The sequence below is a fragment of the Streptomyces sp. NPDC047043 genome (assembly GCF_040644055.1).
Taxonomy (GTDB): Bacteria; Actinomycetota; Actinomycetes; order Streptomycetales; family Streptomycetaceae; genus Streptomyces.
This window is the reverse complement of the sequence record NZ_JBEYVO010000012.1, coordinates 173,136-188,955: the sequence shown is the minus strand read 5'-3', so window position 1 is coordinate 188,955 and position 15,820 is coordinate 173,136. Positions and strand designations below refer to the sequence as shown.

The following is a 15,820-nucleotide window of genomic DNA, read 5'->3' as shown; positions in this document are numbered from 1 at the left end:
AACCGGGCCGTAGGTACGTACTGCTTACTGCTTATGAAGTTGCTGCTAGCCCGCCAGTCGGCGGCCGGCGTCCTCGATGCGGTCCGCGATCGAGCCGTTGATGACCTCGTCACCGACCTGCACCCGGATCCCGCCGAGGACCTCGGGGTCCACGTCGATGTTGAGGTGCATCTTGTGGCCGTAGAGCTTCGCGAGAGCGGCGCCCAGGCGCTGCTTCTGCGCGTCGCTCAGCGGCACCGCCGAGGTGACCACGGCGACCAGGCGCTCCCGGCGCTCGGCGGCGAGCTTGGACAGGGACTCCAGTCCCGACTCCAGGCTACGTCCCCGCGGCGCGGTAACAAGGCGCGTCACAAGACGCTCGGTCGTCGCAGCGGCCCGGCCGCCGAGCAGCCGGTGCAGCAGCTCGATCTTGGCCGCGGCGGACGCGGCGCGGTCGGTGAGCGCGGCACGCAGCTCGGTGTTCGAGGAGACGATCCGCCCGAAGCGGAACAGCTCGTCCTCCACGTCGTCGAGCGCGCCGCTCTTCTGCGCGGCGGTGAGGTCGGCCGTGTTGGCCAGCTCCTCGAGGGCGTCCACCAGGTCGCGCGACTGCGACCAGCGGGAGCGCACCATGCCGGACACCAGGTCGACGGTCTGCCCGCCGACCTGACCGCCGAGCAGGCGCTGGGCCAGCTCGGCCTTGGCCTCACCGGCCTGCGCCGGGTCGGTCAGGACCCGACGCAGCGACACCTCGCGGTCGAGCAGCGCGGTGACGGCGGCCAGCTCGTCGGCGAGCGTGCCCGCGTCGACGGACGTGGAGTCCGTCAGCGCGTCCAGGCGCTCGCGTGCGGCGGCCAGTGCCTCGCGGCTCGCTCCGTTCATCGGGTGGCCTCGGCCTTCTCCTCGAGCTCGTCGAGGAAGCGGTCGATGACACGGCTCTGCCGGGCGTGGTCCTCGAGGGACTCACCGACGAGCTTGCCGGCCAGCTCGGTTGCGAGGTGACCGACGTCCTGCCGCAGCGCGGACGCGGCGGCCTTGCGGTCGGCCTCGATCTGCGCGTGACCGGCGGTGACGATCTCCTCGCGCTGCCGCTGGCCCTCGGCGCGCATCTCGGCGATCAGCGCGGCACCCTGCTCCTGCGCCTCCTGGCGCAGACGCGCGGCCTCGTGCCGGGCCTCGGCGAGCTGGGCCTTGTACTGCTCGAGAACGCTCTGGGCTTCGACCTGAGCCGCCTCGGCCTTCTCGATGCCACCTTCGATCGCCTCGCGGCGCTCCTCCAGAACCTTGTTGATGTTCGGGAGCAGCTTCTTCCAGAAGAAGAAGAACACGATGGCGAAGGCGATGGCGCCGACGAGCAGCTCGGGACCGGCCGGGACGAGCGGGTTCTGCTCTTCCTCGGCCGCCAGCTGTACCAGGTTGGCGATCACATCAGTGCCTTTCGTCGATGCGTGTCAGTAAGGGTGGATCACTTACCGAACACGAACGGCATAACGATGCCGATGAGGGCGAGCGCCTCACAGAACGCGAAGCCGAGGATCTGGTTGGCGCGGATCAGGCCGGCAGCCTCGGGCTGACGGGCGAGGGCCTGGGTGCCGTTACCGAAGATGATGCCGACGCCGACGCCCGGGCCGATGGCCGCGAGGCCGTAACCGACGGAACCGATGGAACCGGAGACAGCGGCGAGGGTCTCAGTGGCAGCCATGCTGAATCTTCCTTCTCTTTACGGACCGGTGGGGGTTGACCACCGGACGACTGGGGTGGGGATGGGGGCTCAGTGGTGCTCGGCGAGAGCACCCTGAAGGTACGAGCAGGCCAGCAGCACGAACACGTACGCCTGGACGGCCTGCACGAAAAGCTCGAAGAGGATCATGACCATGGTCATCACGAACGAGACGCCGGCGGCCGGGATCATGTAGCTGTTCAGCAGGTACCAGGAGGCGACGGTGAACATCACCAGCATCAGGTGACCGGCGAACATGTTGGCGAAGAGTCGCACCGCGTGCGTGAAGGGCCGGACGAAGAGGTTCGAGAGGAACTCGATGACCATGACGAGCGGCAGCACCGCACCGAGCGACTTGTCGTAGCCCGTGACGTTCTTGAAGAAGCCGACGAAGCCGTGCTTCTTGAACGTGACCGAGACCCAGAGGATCCAGACGAGAGCGGCGAGCACCACCGGGAAGGCGAAGACCGACGAGACCGGGAACTGGGCCAGCGGGATCACGGACCAGATGTTCATGATCCAGATGAAGAAGAACAGCGAGACCATGAGCGGGACGTACTTCTCGCCCTCGCGCTTGCCGAGCGTCTCGTAGACGATCCCGCGGCGCACGAAGTCATAACCGGCCTCGGCGACCATCTGCAGCTTGCCCGGTACGACCTTGGCCTTGCCGAACGCCGCCGAGAAGAAGGTGACGACGAGCAGGGTGGTGATGAGCGCAAGCAGCATCACCTTGTTGAACTCGAACCCGCCGACCGTGACGATCGGCTTGAACATGAACGAGTGCAGGCCCGGAGCCGGGAAGCCACAGCCGTTGTCGGACAGGATGCGGCAATCCCACTCAAAGGCGAGCTGGGTCGGGTCAGCACTCACCGCGGACTCCTTCGGCGTGACGCATGGGTTCGGCAACCTCGTTGTGTCGGCGCGGCACGCAGCCGCGAGTCGGCACCGGACTGGTGTTACGGATGTGGGGGCGGCAGAGGGGCATCGAGCCTCGCGCTTGAGCAGGCGTCAGCTCGGATGCCCGCGCCCGCGATGCCGCAGTTGGCACCGGACGATAGCAGGAGATCTCACAAGCCTTTATCCCGCCCCTACCCCTCACGACGACGACCCTGTCTTCTCGGACTTCCCACTCTTCTCCGAGTCGGGGTCGATGTAGAAAAGCTTGGCTTTCATGTGCGCACGAGCCTGCGCAGCCATCCACACGACGGTCGCGACCACGAGCGAGACGGCGAACGTCTTCGCGTTGAAGAGAGTGGTGTCCTTGAAGACGGCCACGAAGATCAGGAGCAGGAGGAGCTGGGCGACGTAGAGCATCAGCCCCATGGCCTGGAACAACTGCGGGAGCGTTTTTGCCGTCCACTGCAGCACGTACAGGCCGATGCCCATGAACAGGATCGCCAGCAGTGTGCCGACCGCCGCGCCGAGCGCGCCCTTGCCGCCGGCCACCGCAGCGCTGACGGCGACGACAAGCGCGCCGACAGCCGCTGTGGGCACAGCGGTCTGCAAGAGGTTCCGGGCGTCATTGGACGGCATGGCGGCAACTCCGCTTTCACAGGGGGCGGGGGGGTGTCGTCATGGACGAGCGTAGTCCCGGACTGAGAGGGGAATTCACGGCCAATGGACCGTCGCACTACGGTCCTTCGGCTCTGTCCGGGGTTCTCGTGAACCGTATCACAAACTATTTGATGCGGTCTTTACCTAGTAGGTGTGCTCGCTGTCACACATGAGAGTGACAGCGCGCGTCTGTGCAGAAACGCGGTTGTTCTGTCTGGTATTAGGGGGCTTTGTTCCCCCACGACTTGGCAATGCTCTAGTCAGATTCTTACCTTGCCGCTGTCAGCGCGACGATCCGGCCTTTCGCCTCTCCAGGAAGCGCGAACGGGCGCCGAGCGCCGTCGCTCCGTTGACTCCCGCCACACCGGCGGCGACCGGAGCGCGCTCCTCCTCCTCGGCCGGGTCCGCCTGCACCGGAGTCGACGCGGACTCGGCCACGGCCCTGCGGCGGCGGTAGCGGGGCGGCACGAAGGCCTCGGCCCAACGCGGGGCGCGCGGCGTGAAGCGCGGCAGCAGAAGCAGCAGCAGCCCGATGGCGCTGAGGATCACGACGCCCAGCACGATCCACATGGACGCCGAGTTCACCGAGTAGGCGAGGGCTCCGAAGGCGATCAGCGCCGACCAGAAGTACATGATGAGGACGGCCCGGCTGTGCGAGTGGCCGATCTCCAGCAGACGGTGGTGCAGGTGCCCGCGGTCCGCGGCGAACGGCGACTGGCCGCGCCAGGTGCGGCGCACGATGGCCAGGATGAGGTCGGCGGCCGGGATCGCGATGATCGTCAGCGGCATCACCAGGGGGATGTAGACCGGCACCATCTGGTGGACGGTGTTGCGCTCCGACCCGGCGAACAGCTTCATGACGTCGGGGTCGACCTGGCCCGTGATCGAGATCGCACCCGCGGCCAGCACCAGCCCGATCAGCATCGAGCCCGAGTCGCCCATGAAGATCCGCGCGGGGTGCATGTTGTGCGGCAGGAACCCGATGCACATGCCCATCAGGATCGCCGCGAACAGCGTCGCCGGGGCGGCGGCCTCGATGCCGTACGAGTACCAGATGCGGTAGGCGTACATGAAGAACGCGGCGGCGGCGATGCACACCATGCCGGAGGCGAGGCCGTCCAGGCCGTCCACGAAGTTGACCGCGTTGATGGTGATGACGACGAGCGCCACCGTCAGCAGGGTGCCCTGCCACTGGGTCAGCGCGACGGTGCCGACCTTCGGGATCGGCAGCCACAGGATCGTCAGACCCTGCATGACCATGACGCCGGCGGCGATCATCTGGCCGCCCAGCTTGATCAGGGCGTCGATCTCGAACTTGTCGTCCAGGACGCCGATCAGCCAGATGAGCGCCGCTCCGGAGAGCAGCGCCCGCGGTTCGTTGGACTTCTCGAAGACCTCACTGAGGTTGGTGAGATGGTCCGCGACCAGCAGGCCCGCGCACAGGCCGAAGAACATGGCGATCCCGCCGAGGCGCGGAGTGGGCTCCCGGTGCACGTCACGGGCCCTGATCTCCGGCATGGCTCCGGCCACGATCGCGAACTTACGTACCGGCCCTGTCAGCAGATACGTCACCGCGGCCGTGATGCAGAGCGTCAGCAGGTATTCACGCACAGGCTTCCCCACAGGTCTCGCTGGCCATCTCAGCCCCACACCCTAGCGACGGACGCATAACAGTGGGGACTTCCGGGTAGCGACGATGGTTGCATGCGTGGCTGTGCGCGAAGGCTGCACCAGGTGCGTGTACCCCCGCTCAGCCGGTGTACGGCTGAAATCTACCGGTCAGCTCGCGCACTTGATCACGCGCCTTCTGGGTTTCGGTCCCGCCCCGCAGCACAGCGCCGAACAGAACGGCGATCTGCGCCATCTCCTCCTCTCCCATGCCCTGCGTGGTGACGGCCGCCGTGCCGAGGCGCAGGCCCCGGGCGTCGCCGTGCGGCAGGGCGCAGCAGTCCAGCACCATTCCGGCCGCCGCGAGCCGCCCGCGCGCGGTGCGTCCGTCGATGCCGAGCGGTGCCGGGTCGGCGGTGATCAGGTGCGTGTCCGTGCCGCCGGTGGTGACGACCAGGCCCTCGGCGGCCAGCGCGGCCGCGAGCACCCTGGCGTTGGCGACCACCTGATGGACGTATGTCTTGAACTCCGGTGTTGCCGCCTCGCCGAACGCGACGGCCTTGGCGGCGATGGTGTGCATCTGGGCGCCGCCCTGGGTGAAGGGGAAGACGGCCCGGTCGACGCGCTCGGCCAGGTCCGCCCCGCACAGGACCATCCCGCCGCGCGGCCCGCGCAGCACCTTGTGCGTGGTCGCGCAGACGACATCGGCGTACGGCACCGGGCTGGGCGCCGCTCCGCCGGCCACGAGCCCGATGGGATGGGCGGCGTCGGCGATCAGATACGCCCCCACCTCGTCGGCGACCTCGCGGAAGAGGGCGTAGTCGATGTGCCGGGGATAGGCGATGGAACCGCAGACGATCGCCTTGGGGCGGTGGTTGCGGGCCAGCGTCCGCACCTGGCCGTAGTCGATGAGCCCGGTCTCCGCGTCGACGCCGTACCCGACGAAGTCGAACCAGCGGCCGGAGAAGTTGGCCGGCGAGCCGTGCGTGAGGTGGCCGCCGTAGGGGAGGCCGAGGGCGAGGACGGTGTCGCCGGGGCGCAGGAGTGCCGCGTACGCGGCGAGGACGGCCGACGAGCCGGAGTGCGACTGCACGTTGGCGTGCTCGGCGCCGAACAGGGCCTTCGCGCGGTCCACGGCGAGGCGCTCGGCGACGTCGACGATCTCGCAGCCGCCGTGGTGCCGGGCGCCGGGATAGCCCTCGGCGTACTTGTTGGCGAGCGGTGAGCCGAGGGCGGCGAGCACGGCCGGCGAGGAGAAGTTCTCGGCGGCGATGAGCTGCAGCGTCGTCGACTGCCGATCGAGCTCGCCGAGGAGGATCTCGGCCAGCTCCGGGTCCTGCCGTCGCAGGGCATCGGCCTCGAGGGTACGGGTGACCGGCATGGTGGGCTCCGGGGGCGTCGACGGTGACGTACGACCAATGTAGGCCCGGTGCGGGTGGGGTGCTCGGTTGTTACGCCCTCGCAGGTACACCCGTGAGCGCTGTGACGACCGGATCCGGCGCGACCACCGCGGCCCGCACCGGCGCACGCGCGCGTGCCACCACGCCGACCCGTCCCCGACGCGCACCGCTCGGCCCAGACGGGCCTCCCGGGCATCGAGCCGCTGCGCCGGACTCCGTCCGGCGGCTCATGGCGCCGCCTCAAGCGCGCGCAGGTACTCCGGTGAGCGCTGTGACGACCGGATCCAGCGCCAGATGTATCTCGTCCCCGATCGACCGGAAGAAGGTCAGCGGGGCGCCGTACGGGTCGTAGACCTCGTCCGCCTCGGCGGTCGGGGCCAGGAGCCACCCGCGTAGAGCCGCCGCGGCCCGCACCAGCGCACGCGCGCGTGCCACCACGCCGTCCTCCAGGGGCGGCAGCGTGGCGGGGTCGATCGCGCGAACCAGGCGGGTGAACTCCTTCAGCGTGAAGGTGCGCAGGCCCGCGGAGTGGCCCATGGAGATGACCTGGGCGCGGTGGTCGCGGGTCGCGGTCAGGACCAGGTCGGCCATGATGACGTGCTCGTCGAGCAGTTCGCGGCCCACGAAGCCGGAGGCGTCCGCGCCGAAGTCGGCCAGCACGGCCTCCGCGTTGGCCTCCATGGGCGCGCCCTCGTGACCCCAGGTGCCCGCGCTCTCCACGATCAGCGCGCCGCCCAGGACACCGAGCCGCTGGTGCACGAAATGCCGGGTCAGCCGCTCGGTCATGGGTGAGCGGCACACGTTGCCGGTGCTGACGTGGAGGATGCGGAAGCAGTCGCGCGGAAGCCCCACGAACGTCGTCGTGATCTCCGCGGCGTTTTCCCCGTTGCCTATGCCACGCCCCGCGTCAGGGGCCGTCAATTGGCCACCTCGAGGTCTGGTACGACCTTGCGCAGCTCGTCCGGCGACAGCGCGCCCTCGCGCAACAGCACCGGTACCCGGCCGGTGACGTCGACGATGGAGGACGGGACGTTGCCGGGGGTCGGGCCGCCGTCGAGGTAGACGGAGACCGAGTCGCCGAGCATCTCCTGCGCGGCGTCACAGTCCTCCGGCGCCGGGTGGCCGGTGAGGTTGGCGGAGGAGACGGCCATGGGCCCGACCTCGGTCAGCAGCTCGATGGCGACCGGGTGGAGCGGCATGCGCACGGCAACCGTGCCCCGGGTGTCCCCCAGGTCCCACTGCAGGGACGGCTGGTGCTTGGCGACGAGGGTGAGCGCACCCGGCCAGAAGGCGTCGACCAGCTCCCAGGCCAGCTCGGAGAAGTCGGTGACGAGACCGTGGAGCGTGTTCGGGGAGCCGATCAGCACAGGGGTGGGCATGTTGCGGCCCCGCCCCTTGGCGTCCAGCAGGTCGGCGACGGCCTCCGAGGAGAACGCGTCCGCGCCGATGCCGTACACCGTGTCGGTCGGGAGGACGACCAGCTCGCCACGGCGGACGGCGGACGCGGCTTCGCGCAGACCGGTCTCACGGTCGGTCGCGTCATTGGTGTCGTATCGCCGTGCCATGTCTAGCGGGCCTCCTCGTACACGTACTGCCTGATGGAAGTCGGGGCGGTGCTCACGGCAGTGCCTTGCGGGCCGTGGCGAACCGTGGACGGTTGTTGAGGTCCGGGTGGTCGGCCGCGTCGGCCCAGCCCCGCTCCTCGGTGAAGATCCACGGCACCTGGCCGCCCTGGGTGTCGGCGTGCTCGATGACGACGACGCCGCCGGGGCGCAGGAGCCGGTGTGCGGTCCGCTCGAGACCGCGGATGAGATCGAGGCCGTCCTCCCCTGAGAACAGGGCGAGTTCGGGATCGTAGTCCCGCGCCTCGGGAGCGACGTACTCCCACTCGGTCAGCGGGATGTAGGGCGGGTTCGAGATGACCAGGTCGACGTGGCCGTCGAGGTCACGGAAGGCGTCCAGGGCGTTGCCCTGCCGCAGGTCGACCCGCGACCCTTCCACGTTCTTGCGCGTCCACTGGAGCGCTTCCTCGGACAGCTCCACGGCGTGCACGCGAGAGCGCGGGACCTCCTGGGCGAGGGCGAGCGCGATCGCGCCGGAGCCGGTGCACAGATCGACGATGCAGGGCTCGACGACGTCCATGGCGCGTACGGCGTCTATGGCCCAGCCGACCACGGACTCGGTCTCCGGCCGCGGCACGAACACGCCCGGCCCCACCTGGAGTTCGAGATACCGGAAGTAGGCCCGCCCGGTGATGTGCTGCAGCGGCTCACGCTGCTCGCGCCGGGCGATGACCTCCCAGTAACGGGCGTCGAAGTCCGAGTCCTTCACGGAGTGCAGCTCGCCCCGCTTCACGCCGTGCACGAACGCGGCGAGCTCCTCCGCGTCGTTGCGCGGCGAGGGCACGCCGGCGTCGGCCAGCCGCTGGGTGGCCTGTGCCACCTCTGCGAGCAGCAGGTTCACGCAAGTCCTCCGTGTCTTACTGGGTCGCTCGTACGTGCCTTTTATGCAGCCGCCAGCTTCGCCGCCGAGTCCGCGTCGATGCAGGCCTGGATCACCGAGTCGAGGTCGCCGTCCAGGACCTGGTCCAGGTTGTACGCCTTGAAGCCGACGCGGTGGTCCGAAATGCGATTCTCCGGGAAGTTGTACGTGCGGATCTTCTCGGAGCGGTCGACGGTGCGGACCTGGCTGCGGCGGGCGTCGGCGGCTTCCCGCTCCGCCTCCTCCTGCGCCGCTGCGAGCAGCCTGGAGCGCAGGATACGCAGTGCCTGCTCCTTGTTCTGCAGCTGGCTCTTCTCGTTCTGGCAGGAGGCGACGACTCCGGTCGGAATGTGCGTGATGCGCACCGCGGAGTCGGTCGTGTTGACGGACTGGCCGCCGGGGCCGGAGGAGCGGTAGACGTCGATCCGGAGGTCGTTCGGGTTGATCTCGACGTCGACCTCCTCAGCCTCGGGCGTCACGAGAACGCCGGCCGCCGAGGTGTGGATACGGCCCTGGGACTCGGTCGCCGGCACGCGCTGCACGCGGTGCACACCGCCCTCGTACTTCAGCCGGGCCCACACGCCCTGCCCGGGCTCGGTCGCGCCCTGGCCGCCCTTGGTCTTCACGGCGACCTGGACGTCCTTGTAGCCGCCCAGCTCGGACTCGGTGGCGTCGATGATCTCGGTCTTCCAGCCGACGCGCTCGGCGTACCGCAGGTACATGCGCAGCAGGTCGCCCGCGAAGAGGGCGGACTCGTCGCCGCCGGCGCCCGCCTTGATCTCGAGGATCACGTCCTTGTCGTCGCTGGGGTCGCGCGGGACGAGCAGCAGGCGCAGCTTCTCCGTCAGCTCCTCGCGCTGCTTCTCCAGCTCCTTGACCTCGGCGGCGAAGTCCGGGTCGTCGGCGGCGAATTCCTTCGCCGTCTCGATGTCGTCGCCTGTCTGTTTCCAGGAGCGGAACGTGGCGACGATCGGGGTGAGCTCGGCGTAACGCTTGTTCAGCTTGCGCGCGTTGGCCTGGTCGGCGTGGACCGACGGGTCGGCGAGCTTCGTCTCCAGGTCGGCGTGCTCACCGACGAGTTCCTCGACGGCCTCGAACATCTTGGGCTCCTGAAATGCGAAAAGAGAGGGAAGGCGGGCGACCAAAAACGCCGGTCCCGGCGCGCCTGTGAAGGGCGCGGCCGTGGACCGGCGGATTGGAGCTCGCTACTTCTTGGAGCCGGCTGCAGCCTTGCCGAAGCGGGCCTCGAAGCGGGCCACACGGCCACCGGTGTCGAGGATCTTCTGCTTGCCCGTGTAGAACGGGTGGCACTCGGAGCAGACCTCGGCGCGGATGGTGCCGCTGGAGATCGTGCTACGGGTGGTGAACGACGCGCCACAGGTGCAGCTGACCTGCGTCTCGACGTACTCGGGGTGGATGTCGCGCTTCAAGGTGTCTCCTAGTTTCGGGAGGGCGCCGGGTCGCAGCCGCGGGATGCGGGCGCGTGAACCGGAGCCGACGTACCAGTCTGCCAGGACTGGGGCCATCCCCCAAAACCGGGGGTCGGCGCGATCTATTCCACGACGCCCTTGGCTTCGCCCGTCGCCGTGCCCTTGGTCGCCGACTTCGGGATGGCCTGGTCGTTCTTCAGGGCTGTCCAGACCTGCTCGGCCTTGGCCTTCTGGACGATCACGCGATTGGGGTTCGCGGGGTCGTACTGGACCGGCATCGTGACCATGTGCATGTTCTTCGAGCTGATGCCCTTGAGGCCGTTGGCGAAGGACATCAGGGAGTTGACCGAGCCGAGGTCGGAGTCGGTCGTCACGGCCTTGGTGGAGGTGTCGGCGAGGTCGTAGAGCTTCTTCGGGTTGGTGAAGATGCCGACGTGCTTGACCTGGTCGACCAGGGCCTTGATGAAGGCCTGCTGGAGCTGGATGCGGCCGAGGTCGGAGCCGTCGCCGACACCGTGCCGGGTGCGGACCAGGCCGAGGGCCTGCTCGCCGTCGAGCTTGTGCGTGCCGGCCTTGAGGTCGAGGTGGCTCTCGGAGTCCTTGATGTCCTTGGTCGTGGTGACCCGGACACCGCCGAGCTCGTCGATGAGCTTCTCGAAGCCGCTGAAGTCGACCTCGAGGTAGTGGTCCATGCGCAGCCCGGTGATCGACTCCACGGTCTTCACGGCGCAGGTGGCGCCGCCGGTGGAGTACGCGGTGTTGAACATGGCGCCGGATGCGGCGGGATGCGTCTTGCCGTCGGTGTCGGTGCACTCGGGCCGGTCGATGAGGGTGTCGCGCGGCATGGAGACCACGCTGGCCTTCTTGTGGCCCTTGTAGACGTGCACGATCATCGCGGTGTCGGAGCGGGCGCTGCCGTCGTCGGTGCCGCCGCCGAGCTTCTTGTTCTTGCCGGATCGGGAGTCCGAGCCGAGCACGAGGATGTTCTCGGAGCCGTTGTCGACCTTCGTCGGCCGGTCGGTGCCGAGGGCCGAGTCGATGTCGACGCTCCTGATGTTGCCGTTGAGCTTGAAGTACAGGTAACCGACTCCGGTACCGCCCAGCACGACGATGCCCGCGGCGGTCCAGGCCGTGATCAGAAGGCCCTTGCGGCGCTTGCTGCGAGGCTTGCGGCGACGACCCTTGGCGCGGCCCCGCGCGCCACTGGTGCCGGGCTCCCCCGGTATGCCGGGATCCGGCGTGCTCTCGGCGGTCATGTGCTCCTCGTTCTCGTCCGGTCGGTTACCCCCTGCTGTGAGGGACAGGCCTGTCGATACGGCACTTACCGCACCATCGTCGCTCCGTCCGGTCAGACGGAGAAACCCGGGAAAGGGTTGCACAACGCACTGTGCCCAACCCGTGGAGGGTTGGGCACAGAGCGTCACCAATGTTTACGGCTGTACCACGCTCACCAGCGGTTTCAGCCGAAGAGGTCGTACTGCTGGAAACCGGTACCGACCGAGATCCTTGTGGCAAAGATCTCGCTCGTGGCCTTACCGGTGCCCTTGTAGAGGTACAGGGTGCCTCCGGTCGTACGTGCCAGGAAGTCCGCCTTGCCGTCGCCGTTGACGTCGCCGATCGCGTCGAAGGCGTTGTAGCCGGTCCAGGCGCTGCGCACCTTGATGCGGGCCGAGAAGGCGCCCGTGCCGGACTTGCCGGTGCCCTTGTACAGGTACAGGTCCCCGGTGCTCTTGCTGCGGGCGAGCAGGTCGGCCTTGCCGTCACCGGTGAAGTCGCCCTTGCCGCGCAGGGAGTTGTACTGGTTCCAGCCGGTGCCGACCTTCACCCGGGTGGCGAAGGTGCCGTTGCCCTTGCCGGGGTAGATCCACAGGGCGCCGCCGGAGTCGACCGAGAGCAGGTCGGGCAGGTAGTCGCCGGTGACGTCGCCCGGGGCGACGATGCGGGTCCGGGTCGACCAGTCGCTGAAGATCTTCGTCTTGGACCAGGAGGCGCCGGCCGGCACGTAGTGCAGCCAGTAGACGTCGCCGCCCGAGCTCTGACGGACCACCAGGTCCTGGTAGCCGTCCCGGTTCAGGTCGGTCTGCAGGACCAGGTTGACACCGTCGTACGACCCGACCGACACGCGGGCGCCGAACGCGCTGCCCGTGGAGTCCTTCTCGTACGCCTCCTTGGTGGAGGAGTTGCGCACCCACAGGTCGGCCTTGCCGTCGGTGCGGCTGAGGTTGGTGTCGTCGACGTTCGCGTAGGCCGCACCGATGTACGTGCTGACCTTCGAGAAGACGCTGTAGTAGCCCTTGCTCACACAGTTCGTCACGCCCCACGAAACGACGCCGACGATCCGGTTGTCGACGACCAGCGGTCCACCGGAGTCGCCGTTGCAGGCCGCCTTCGTGCCGGTGTCGGTGCCGCTCTGCGTGCCGGCGCAGATCATGTGGCCCTTGATGTAGTCGGAGCCGTACACGCCGGAGCAGGTGGTGTCGGTGTGGATGGTCAGCGTGGCCGACTTCAACGTCTCGGAGATGTCCTGGCTGCCGGAGCTGGTGCGCCCCCAGCCGTACAGCTTGGCGCTGGTGCCGCCCGCGTACGAGGCGGTGTCGCCCGAGGTCGTCATCCTGATCGGCGTCGCCGTGACCGGGGTGGCCAGGGTGATGACAGCGATGTCGTTGTTGATCGTCGTCGGGCTGTACGACGGGTGGTTCCACTGCCGCAGGGGCAGCGAGACCGTGCCGCCGTGCAGGTCGGTGTTGCCGGAGCTGTCGGTGGTCGGCAGCTGCGAGGTGCCGGTCAGGACGGCGCCGTACGCCTTCCAGTTGTAGCTCGTGCCGTCCTCGTCCTTGACGCAGTGCGCGGCGGTGAGGATCTTCGTCGGCGAGACGACCGTGCCGCCGCAGAAGAACCCGATGTCGTCGCTCTCGTCGGTGGTGCCCTGGTCGTCGTAGTACCAGAGCTGCGCCATCCAGGGCGCCGAGGTGATGGCGGTGTCGGTGCCGCCGATGACGTACGGGCTCACGGTGGAGTCGGAACCGGTGGAAGCCGTGGTGCTCGCGCTGTAGGACGACTTCGGCGTCGCCTCCCCCGCGGTGCCGTCGGTGGCGAGAGCGCCCGCGATGCGCTTCTTCAGCTCGGCGGTCGACACGGAGCTGGTGGCCGGCTTGGTGGTCGGCGTCGGCACGGAGGTCGCGGCGTTCGCCGAGGCGGTCAGCAGCGCGGCGGCGACGGCCGCGGCGACACCGGCGGCGGCAACGGGCAGCGCGAATCGAATCCGGCGTCTGTGACGACCGCTGCCGGACGAAGGTGTGGACAAGGGTGTTCCCCCCGGGACACAGGTGATGGGAGGGGCGCGAGAGTGCACCCGTTCCTATCAGCGCCAAAGGGGCGTTTTCCGTCACCGGTGTGACGGAAAACGCCCCTTTGAGAAGGCTGTGCCTCAGTCGCCGTTGCCGGGCATCGGCGTCGTCTTCTGGATCTGCAGCAGGAACTCGGCGTTCGACTTGGTCTGCTTCATCTTGTCGAGGAGCAGCTCGATCGCCTGCTGCTGGTCGAGCGCGTGCAGCACCCGGCGCAGCTTCCACACGATCGCCAGCTCTTCGCTGCCGAGCAGGATCTCTTCCTTACGGGTGCCGGACGCGTCGACGTCCACCGCCGGGAAGATGCGCTTGTCGGCGAGCTTGCGGTCGAGCTTGAGCTCCGCGTTGCCGGTGCCCTTGAACTCCTCGAAGATCACCTCGTCCATGCGGGACCCGGTGTCCACCAGGGCGGTGGCGAGGATGGTCAGCGAGCCGCCGTCCTCGATGTTGCGGGCCGCACCGAAGAAGCGCTTCGGGGGGTACAGCGCGGTCGAGTCGACACCACCGGACAGGATGCGGCCGGAGGCCGGGGCGGCCAGGTTGTACGCACGGCCCAGACGCGTGATCGAGTCGAGCAGCACGACGACGTCGTGGCCCAGCTCCACCAGACGCTTGGCGCGCTCGATGGCGAGCTCGGCGACCGTGGTGTGGTCCTCGGCCGGGCGGTCGAAGGTCGAGGAGATGACCTCGCCCTTGACCGACCGCTGCATGTCGGTGACCTCTTCCGGACGCTCGTCGACGAGGACGACCATCAGGTGGCACTCGGGGTTGTTGTGCGTGATCGCGTTGGCGATCGCCTGCATGATCATGGTCTTGCCGGTCTTCGGCGGGGCCACGATCAGACCGCGCTGGCCCTTACCGATCGGCGCGACGAGGTCGATGATGCGGGTGGTGAGGACACCGGGGTCCGTCTCCAGGCGGAGGCGGTCCTGCGGGTACAGCGGGGTGAGCTTGTTGAACTCCGGGCGGCCGCGGCCGTGTTCGGGCGCCATGCCGTTGACGGAGTCCAGACGCACCAGCGCGTTGAACTTCTCGCGCCGCTCGCCTTCCTTGGGCTGACGGACCGCACCGGTGATGTGGTCGCCCTTGCGCAGGCCGTTCTTGCGGACCTGGGCGAGGGAGACGTACACGTCGTTGGGACCCGGCAGGTAGCCCGACGTACGGATGAAGGCGTAGTTGTCGAGGATGTCCAGGATGCCCGCGACCGGGATCAGGACGTCGTCCTCGGCGATCTGCGGCTCGGCACCGCCCATCTCGTCACGGCCACGACGGCCACGGCGGTCGCGGTAACGGCCCCGACGGCCACGGCGGCCGCCCTCGAAGTCGTCGTCGTCCTGCGGACCGGCGTTGCGGTCCTGGCGGCCGCCGCCCTGCTGCTGGTTCTGCTGCTGGCGCTGACCGCCCTGGCCCTGCTGCTCGTCGCCCTTGCGGCGGTCACCGCGGTCACCGCGCTCGCCGCGGTCACGGCCACCACGGTCGCGGTCGCGGCCCCGGTCGCGGCGGCCCTGGCGGCCGTCGCCGTCAGCGGCGTCGCCCTTGGCCTCGCCCTGCGCCTGCGGGGCGGGCGTCTCGGCCTTCGGCTCGCTCTTCGCCTCGGCGGTGACCGTCTCGGGGCTGCCCGCCTCGGCCGTGGCACGGCGACGACGGCGCTCCGCGGGAACGTCCTCTCCCCCACGCTCGGCTTCGCTCGCGCGGGAGGGGCCCCCAGCAGGCTGGCCGGGGATCTCGATCTGCTGCTGGGCCACGGCCTTCTCGGCCGGGGCGGCCGCCTTCTTCTCGGCGGCGGGAGCGGCGTCGTCGCCCGTACGGGCCTTGGAGGTGGCCCGGCGCTTCGGCTTGGTCTCTGCGGCGGGCTCGGCCTTCGCCGGGGCACCACCACCAGCCTGCGCCTCCTTGATGACCTCGATCAGCTGGCTCTTGCGCATACGCGCCGTGCCCCTGATGCCGAGGCCGGATGCGACCTGCTGCAGCTCGGCCAGCACCATGCCCTCGAGGCCGGTACCGCGGCGCCGCCGGGAGCCGGCACCGGTGGCAGGCGCGGAGGCGTCCGTGGCGGGCGCGGCAGCGGTCTCCTCGACACGTGCGCCCATCAGATCGGTGGTGTCGCTCACGAAGGGTCCTTCCCTGGAGCGGACGTCGGCCTGTCTGGCTCGGCGACCGGTTGTGCTGTCCGACTTCGGTCCTTGCTGTGTGGACCGTGCCGGGGCGGTGGTCCGCCAAAGGTGGCGGAGGGAATATCTGGGATGGCGCTTCCCAAAGCCTGGGCCGTGGCACCGGGTGTCAGTGTCACGTGGCTTGGTC

Annotated in this window: 15 protein-coding genes; all 15 read right to left on the bottom strand. The window is 68.9% G+C overall.

What is annotated here, in order from left to right; all coding sequences use genetic code 11:
* Window positions 1-45 precede the first annotated feature (45 nt).
* Window positions 46-861 (bottom strand): F0F1 ATP synthase subunit delta, encoded by an 816-nt coding sequence (locus ABZ880_RS20675; RefSeq protein WP_361264738.1) that lies wholly within the window; start codon window positions 859-861, stop codon window positions 46-48.
* Complete coding sequence (locus tag ABZ880_RS20670; RefSeq protein ID WP_361264735.1) at window positions 858-1,406, bottom strand: F0F1 ATP synthase subunit B; 549 nt, start codon at window positions 1,404-1,406, stop codon at window positions 858-860. The genes ABZ880_RS20675 and ABZ880_RS20670 overlap by 4 nt, the downstream gene beginning before the upstream one ends.
* Before the next feature lie 38 nt (window positions 1,407-1,444).
* A complete protein-coding gene (locus ABZ880_RS20665) occupies window positions 1,445-1,681 on the bottom strand; it encodes a F0F1 ATP synthase subunit C (protein ID WP_361264732.1) in 237 nt (78 codons plus the stop codon).
* 69 nt (window positions 1,682-1,750) lie between these two features.
* Window positions 1,751-2,521, bottom strand: a complete 771-nt coding sequence (atpB, locus tag ABZ880_RS20660) for a F0F1 ATP synthase subunit A (RefSeq protein ID WP_361264993.1) — start codon at window positions 2,519-2,521, stop codon at window positions 1,751-1,753.
* A gap of 273 nt (window positions 2,522-2,794) precedes the next feature.
* Complete coding sequence (locus tag ABZ880_RS20655; protein ID WP_361264729.1) at window positions 2,795-3,232, bottom strand: hypothetical protein; 438 nt, start codon at window positions 3,230-3,232, stop codon at window positions 2,795-2,797.
* Window positions 3,233-3,535: 303 nt separating this feature from the next.
* Window positions 3,536-4,864 (bottom strand): MraY family glycosyltransferase, encoded by a 1,329-nt coding sequence (locus ABZ880_RS20650; RefSeq protein ID WP_361264727.1) that lies wholly within the window; start codon window positions 4,862-4,864, stop codon window positions 3,536-3,538.
* Between the two features lie 139 nt (window positions 4,865-5,003).
* The gene (glyA, locus tag ABZ880_RS20645; RefSeq protein ID WP_361264724.1) at window positions 5,004-6,242 is read right to left on the bottom strand and encodes a serine hydroxymethyltransferase; all 1,239 of its coding nucleotides are present in this window, start codon (window positions 6,240-6,242) and stop codon (window positions 5,004-5,006) included.
* 259 nt (window positions 6,243-6,501) lie between these two features.
* Window positions 6,502-7,182 carry a protein-tyrosine-phosphatase gene (locus ABZ880_RS20640; RefSeq protein ID WP_361264721.1) on the bottom strand — a complete coding sequence of 227 codons (681 nt, stop codon included), beginning with the start codon at window positions 7,180-7,182 and terminating at the stop codon, window positions 6,502-6,504.
* Window positions 7,179-7,826: an L-threonylcarbamoyladenylate synthase gene (locus tag ABZ880_RS20635; RefSeq protein ID WP_361264718.1), complete on the bottom strand. Its 648-nt coding sequence runs from the start codon at window positions 7,824-7,826 to the stop codon at window positions 7,179-7,181. Before ABZ880_RS20635 ends, ABZ880_RS20640 begins: the two co-directional genes overlap by 4 nt.
* 52 nt (window positions 7,827-7,878) lie before the next feature.
* Window positions 7,879-8,724 carry a peptide chain release factor N(5)-glutamine methyltransferase gene (gene prmC / locus ABZ880_RS20630; RefSeq protein WP_361264715.1) on the bottom strand — a complete coding sequence of 282 codons (846 nt, stop codon included), beginning with the start codon at window positions 8,722-8,724 and terminating at the stop codon, window positions 7,879-7,881.
* A gap of 41 nt (window positions 8,725-8,765) precedes the next feature.
* Window positions 8,766-9,842 carry a peptide chain release factor 1 gene (prfA, locus tag ABZ880_RS20625; RefSeq protein ID WP_361264712.1) on the bottom strand — a complete coding sequence of 359 codons (1,077 nt, stop codon included), beginning with the start codon at window positions 9,840-9,842 and terminating at the stop codon, window positions 8,766-8,768.
* Window positions 9,843-9,947: 105 nt separating this feature from the next.
* Window positions 9,948-10,172 carry a 50S ribosomal protein L31 gene (rpmE, locus tag ABZ880_RS20620; RefSeq protein WP_019753312.1) on the bottom strand — a complete coding sequence of 75 codons (225 nt, stop codon included), beginning with the start codon at window positions 10,170-10,172 and terminating at the stop codon, window positions 9,948-9,950.
* A 122-nt stretch (window positions 10,173-10,294) separates the two neighbouring features.
* Window positions 10,295-11,428 carry an LCP family protein gene (locus ABZ880_RS20615; protein WP_361264709.1) on the bottom strand — a complete coding sequence of 378 codons (1,134 nt, stop codon included), beginning with the start codon at window positions 11,426-11,428 and terminating at the stop codon, window positions 10,295-10,297.
* Between the two features lie 203 nt (window positions 11,429-11,631).
* The gene (locus ABZ880_RS20610; protein WP_361264989.1) at window positions 11,632-13,434 is read right to left on the bottom strand and encodes a trypsin-like serine protease; all 1,803 of its coding nucleotides are present in this window, start codon (window positions 13,432-13,434) and stop codon (window positions 11,632-11,634) included.
* 165 nt (window positions 13,435-13,599) lie between these two features.
* The gene (rho, locus tag ABZ880_RS20605) at window positions 13,600-15,630 is read right to left on the bottom strand and encodes a transcription termination factor Rho (protein WP_361264706.1); all 2,031 of its coding nucleotides are present in this window, start codon (window positions 15,628-15,630) and stop codon (window positions 13,600-13,602) included.
* Window positions 15,631-15,820 lie beyond the last annotated feature (190 nt).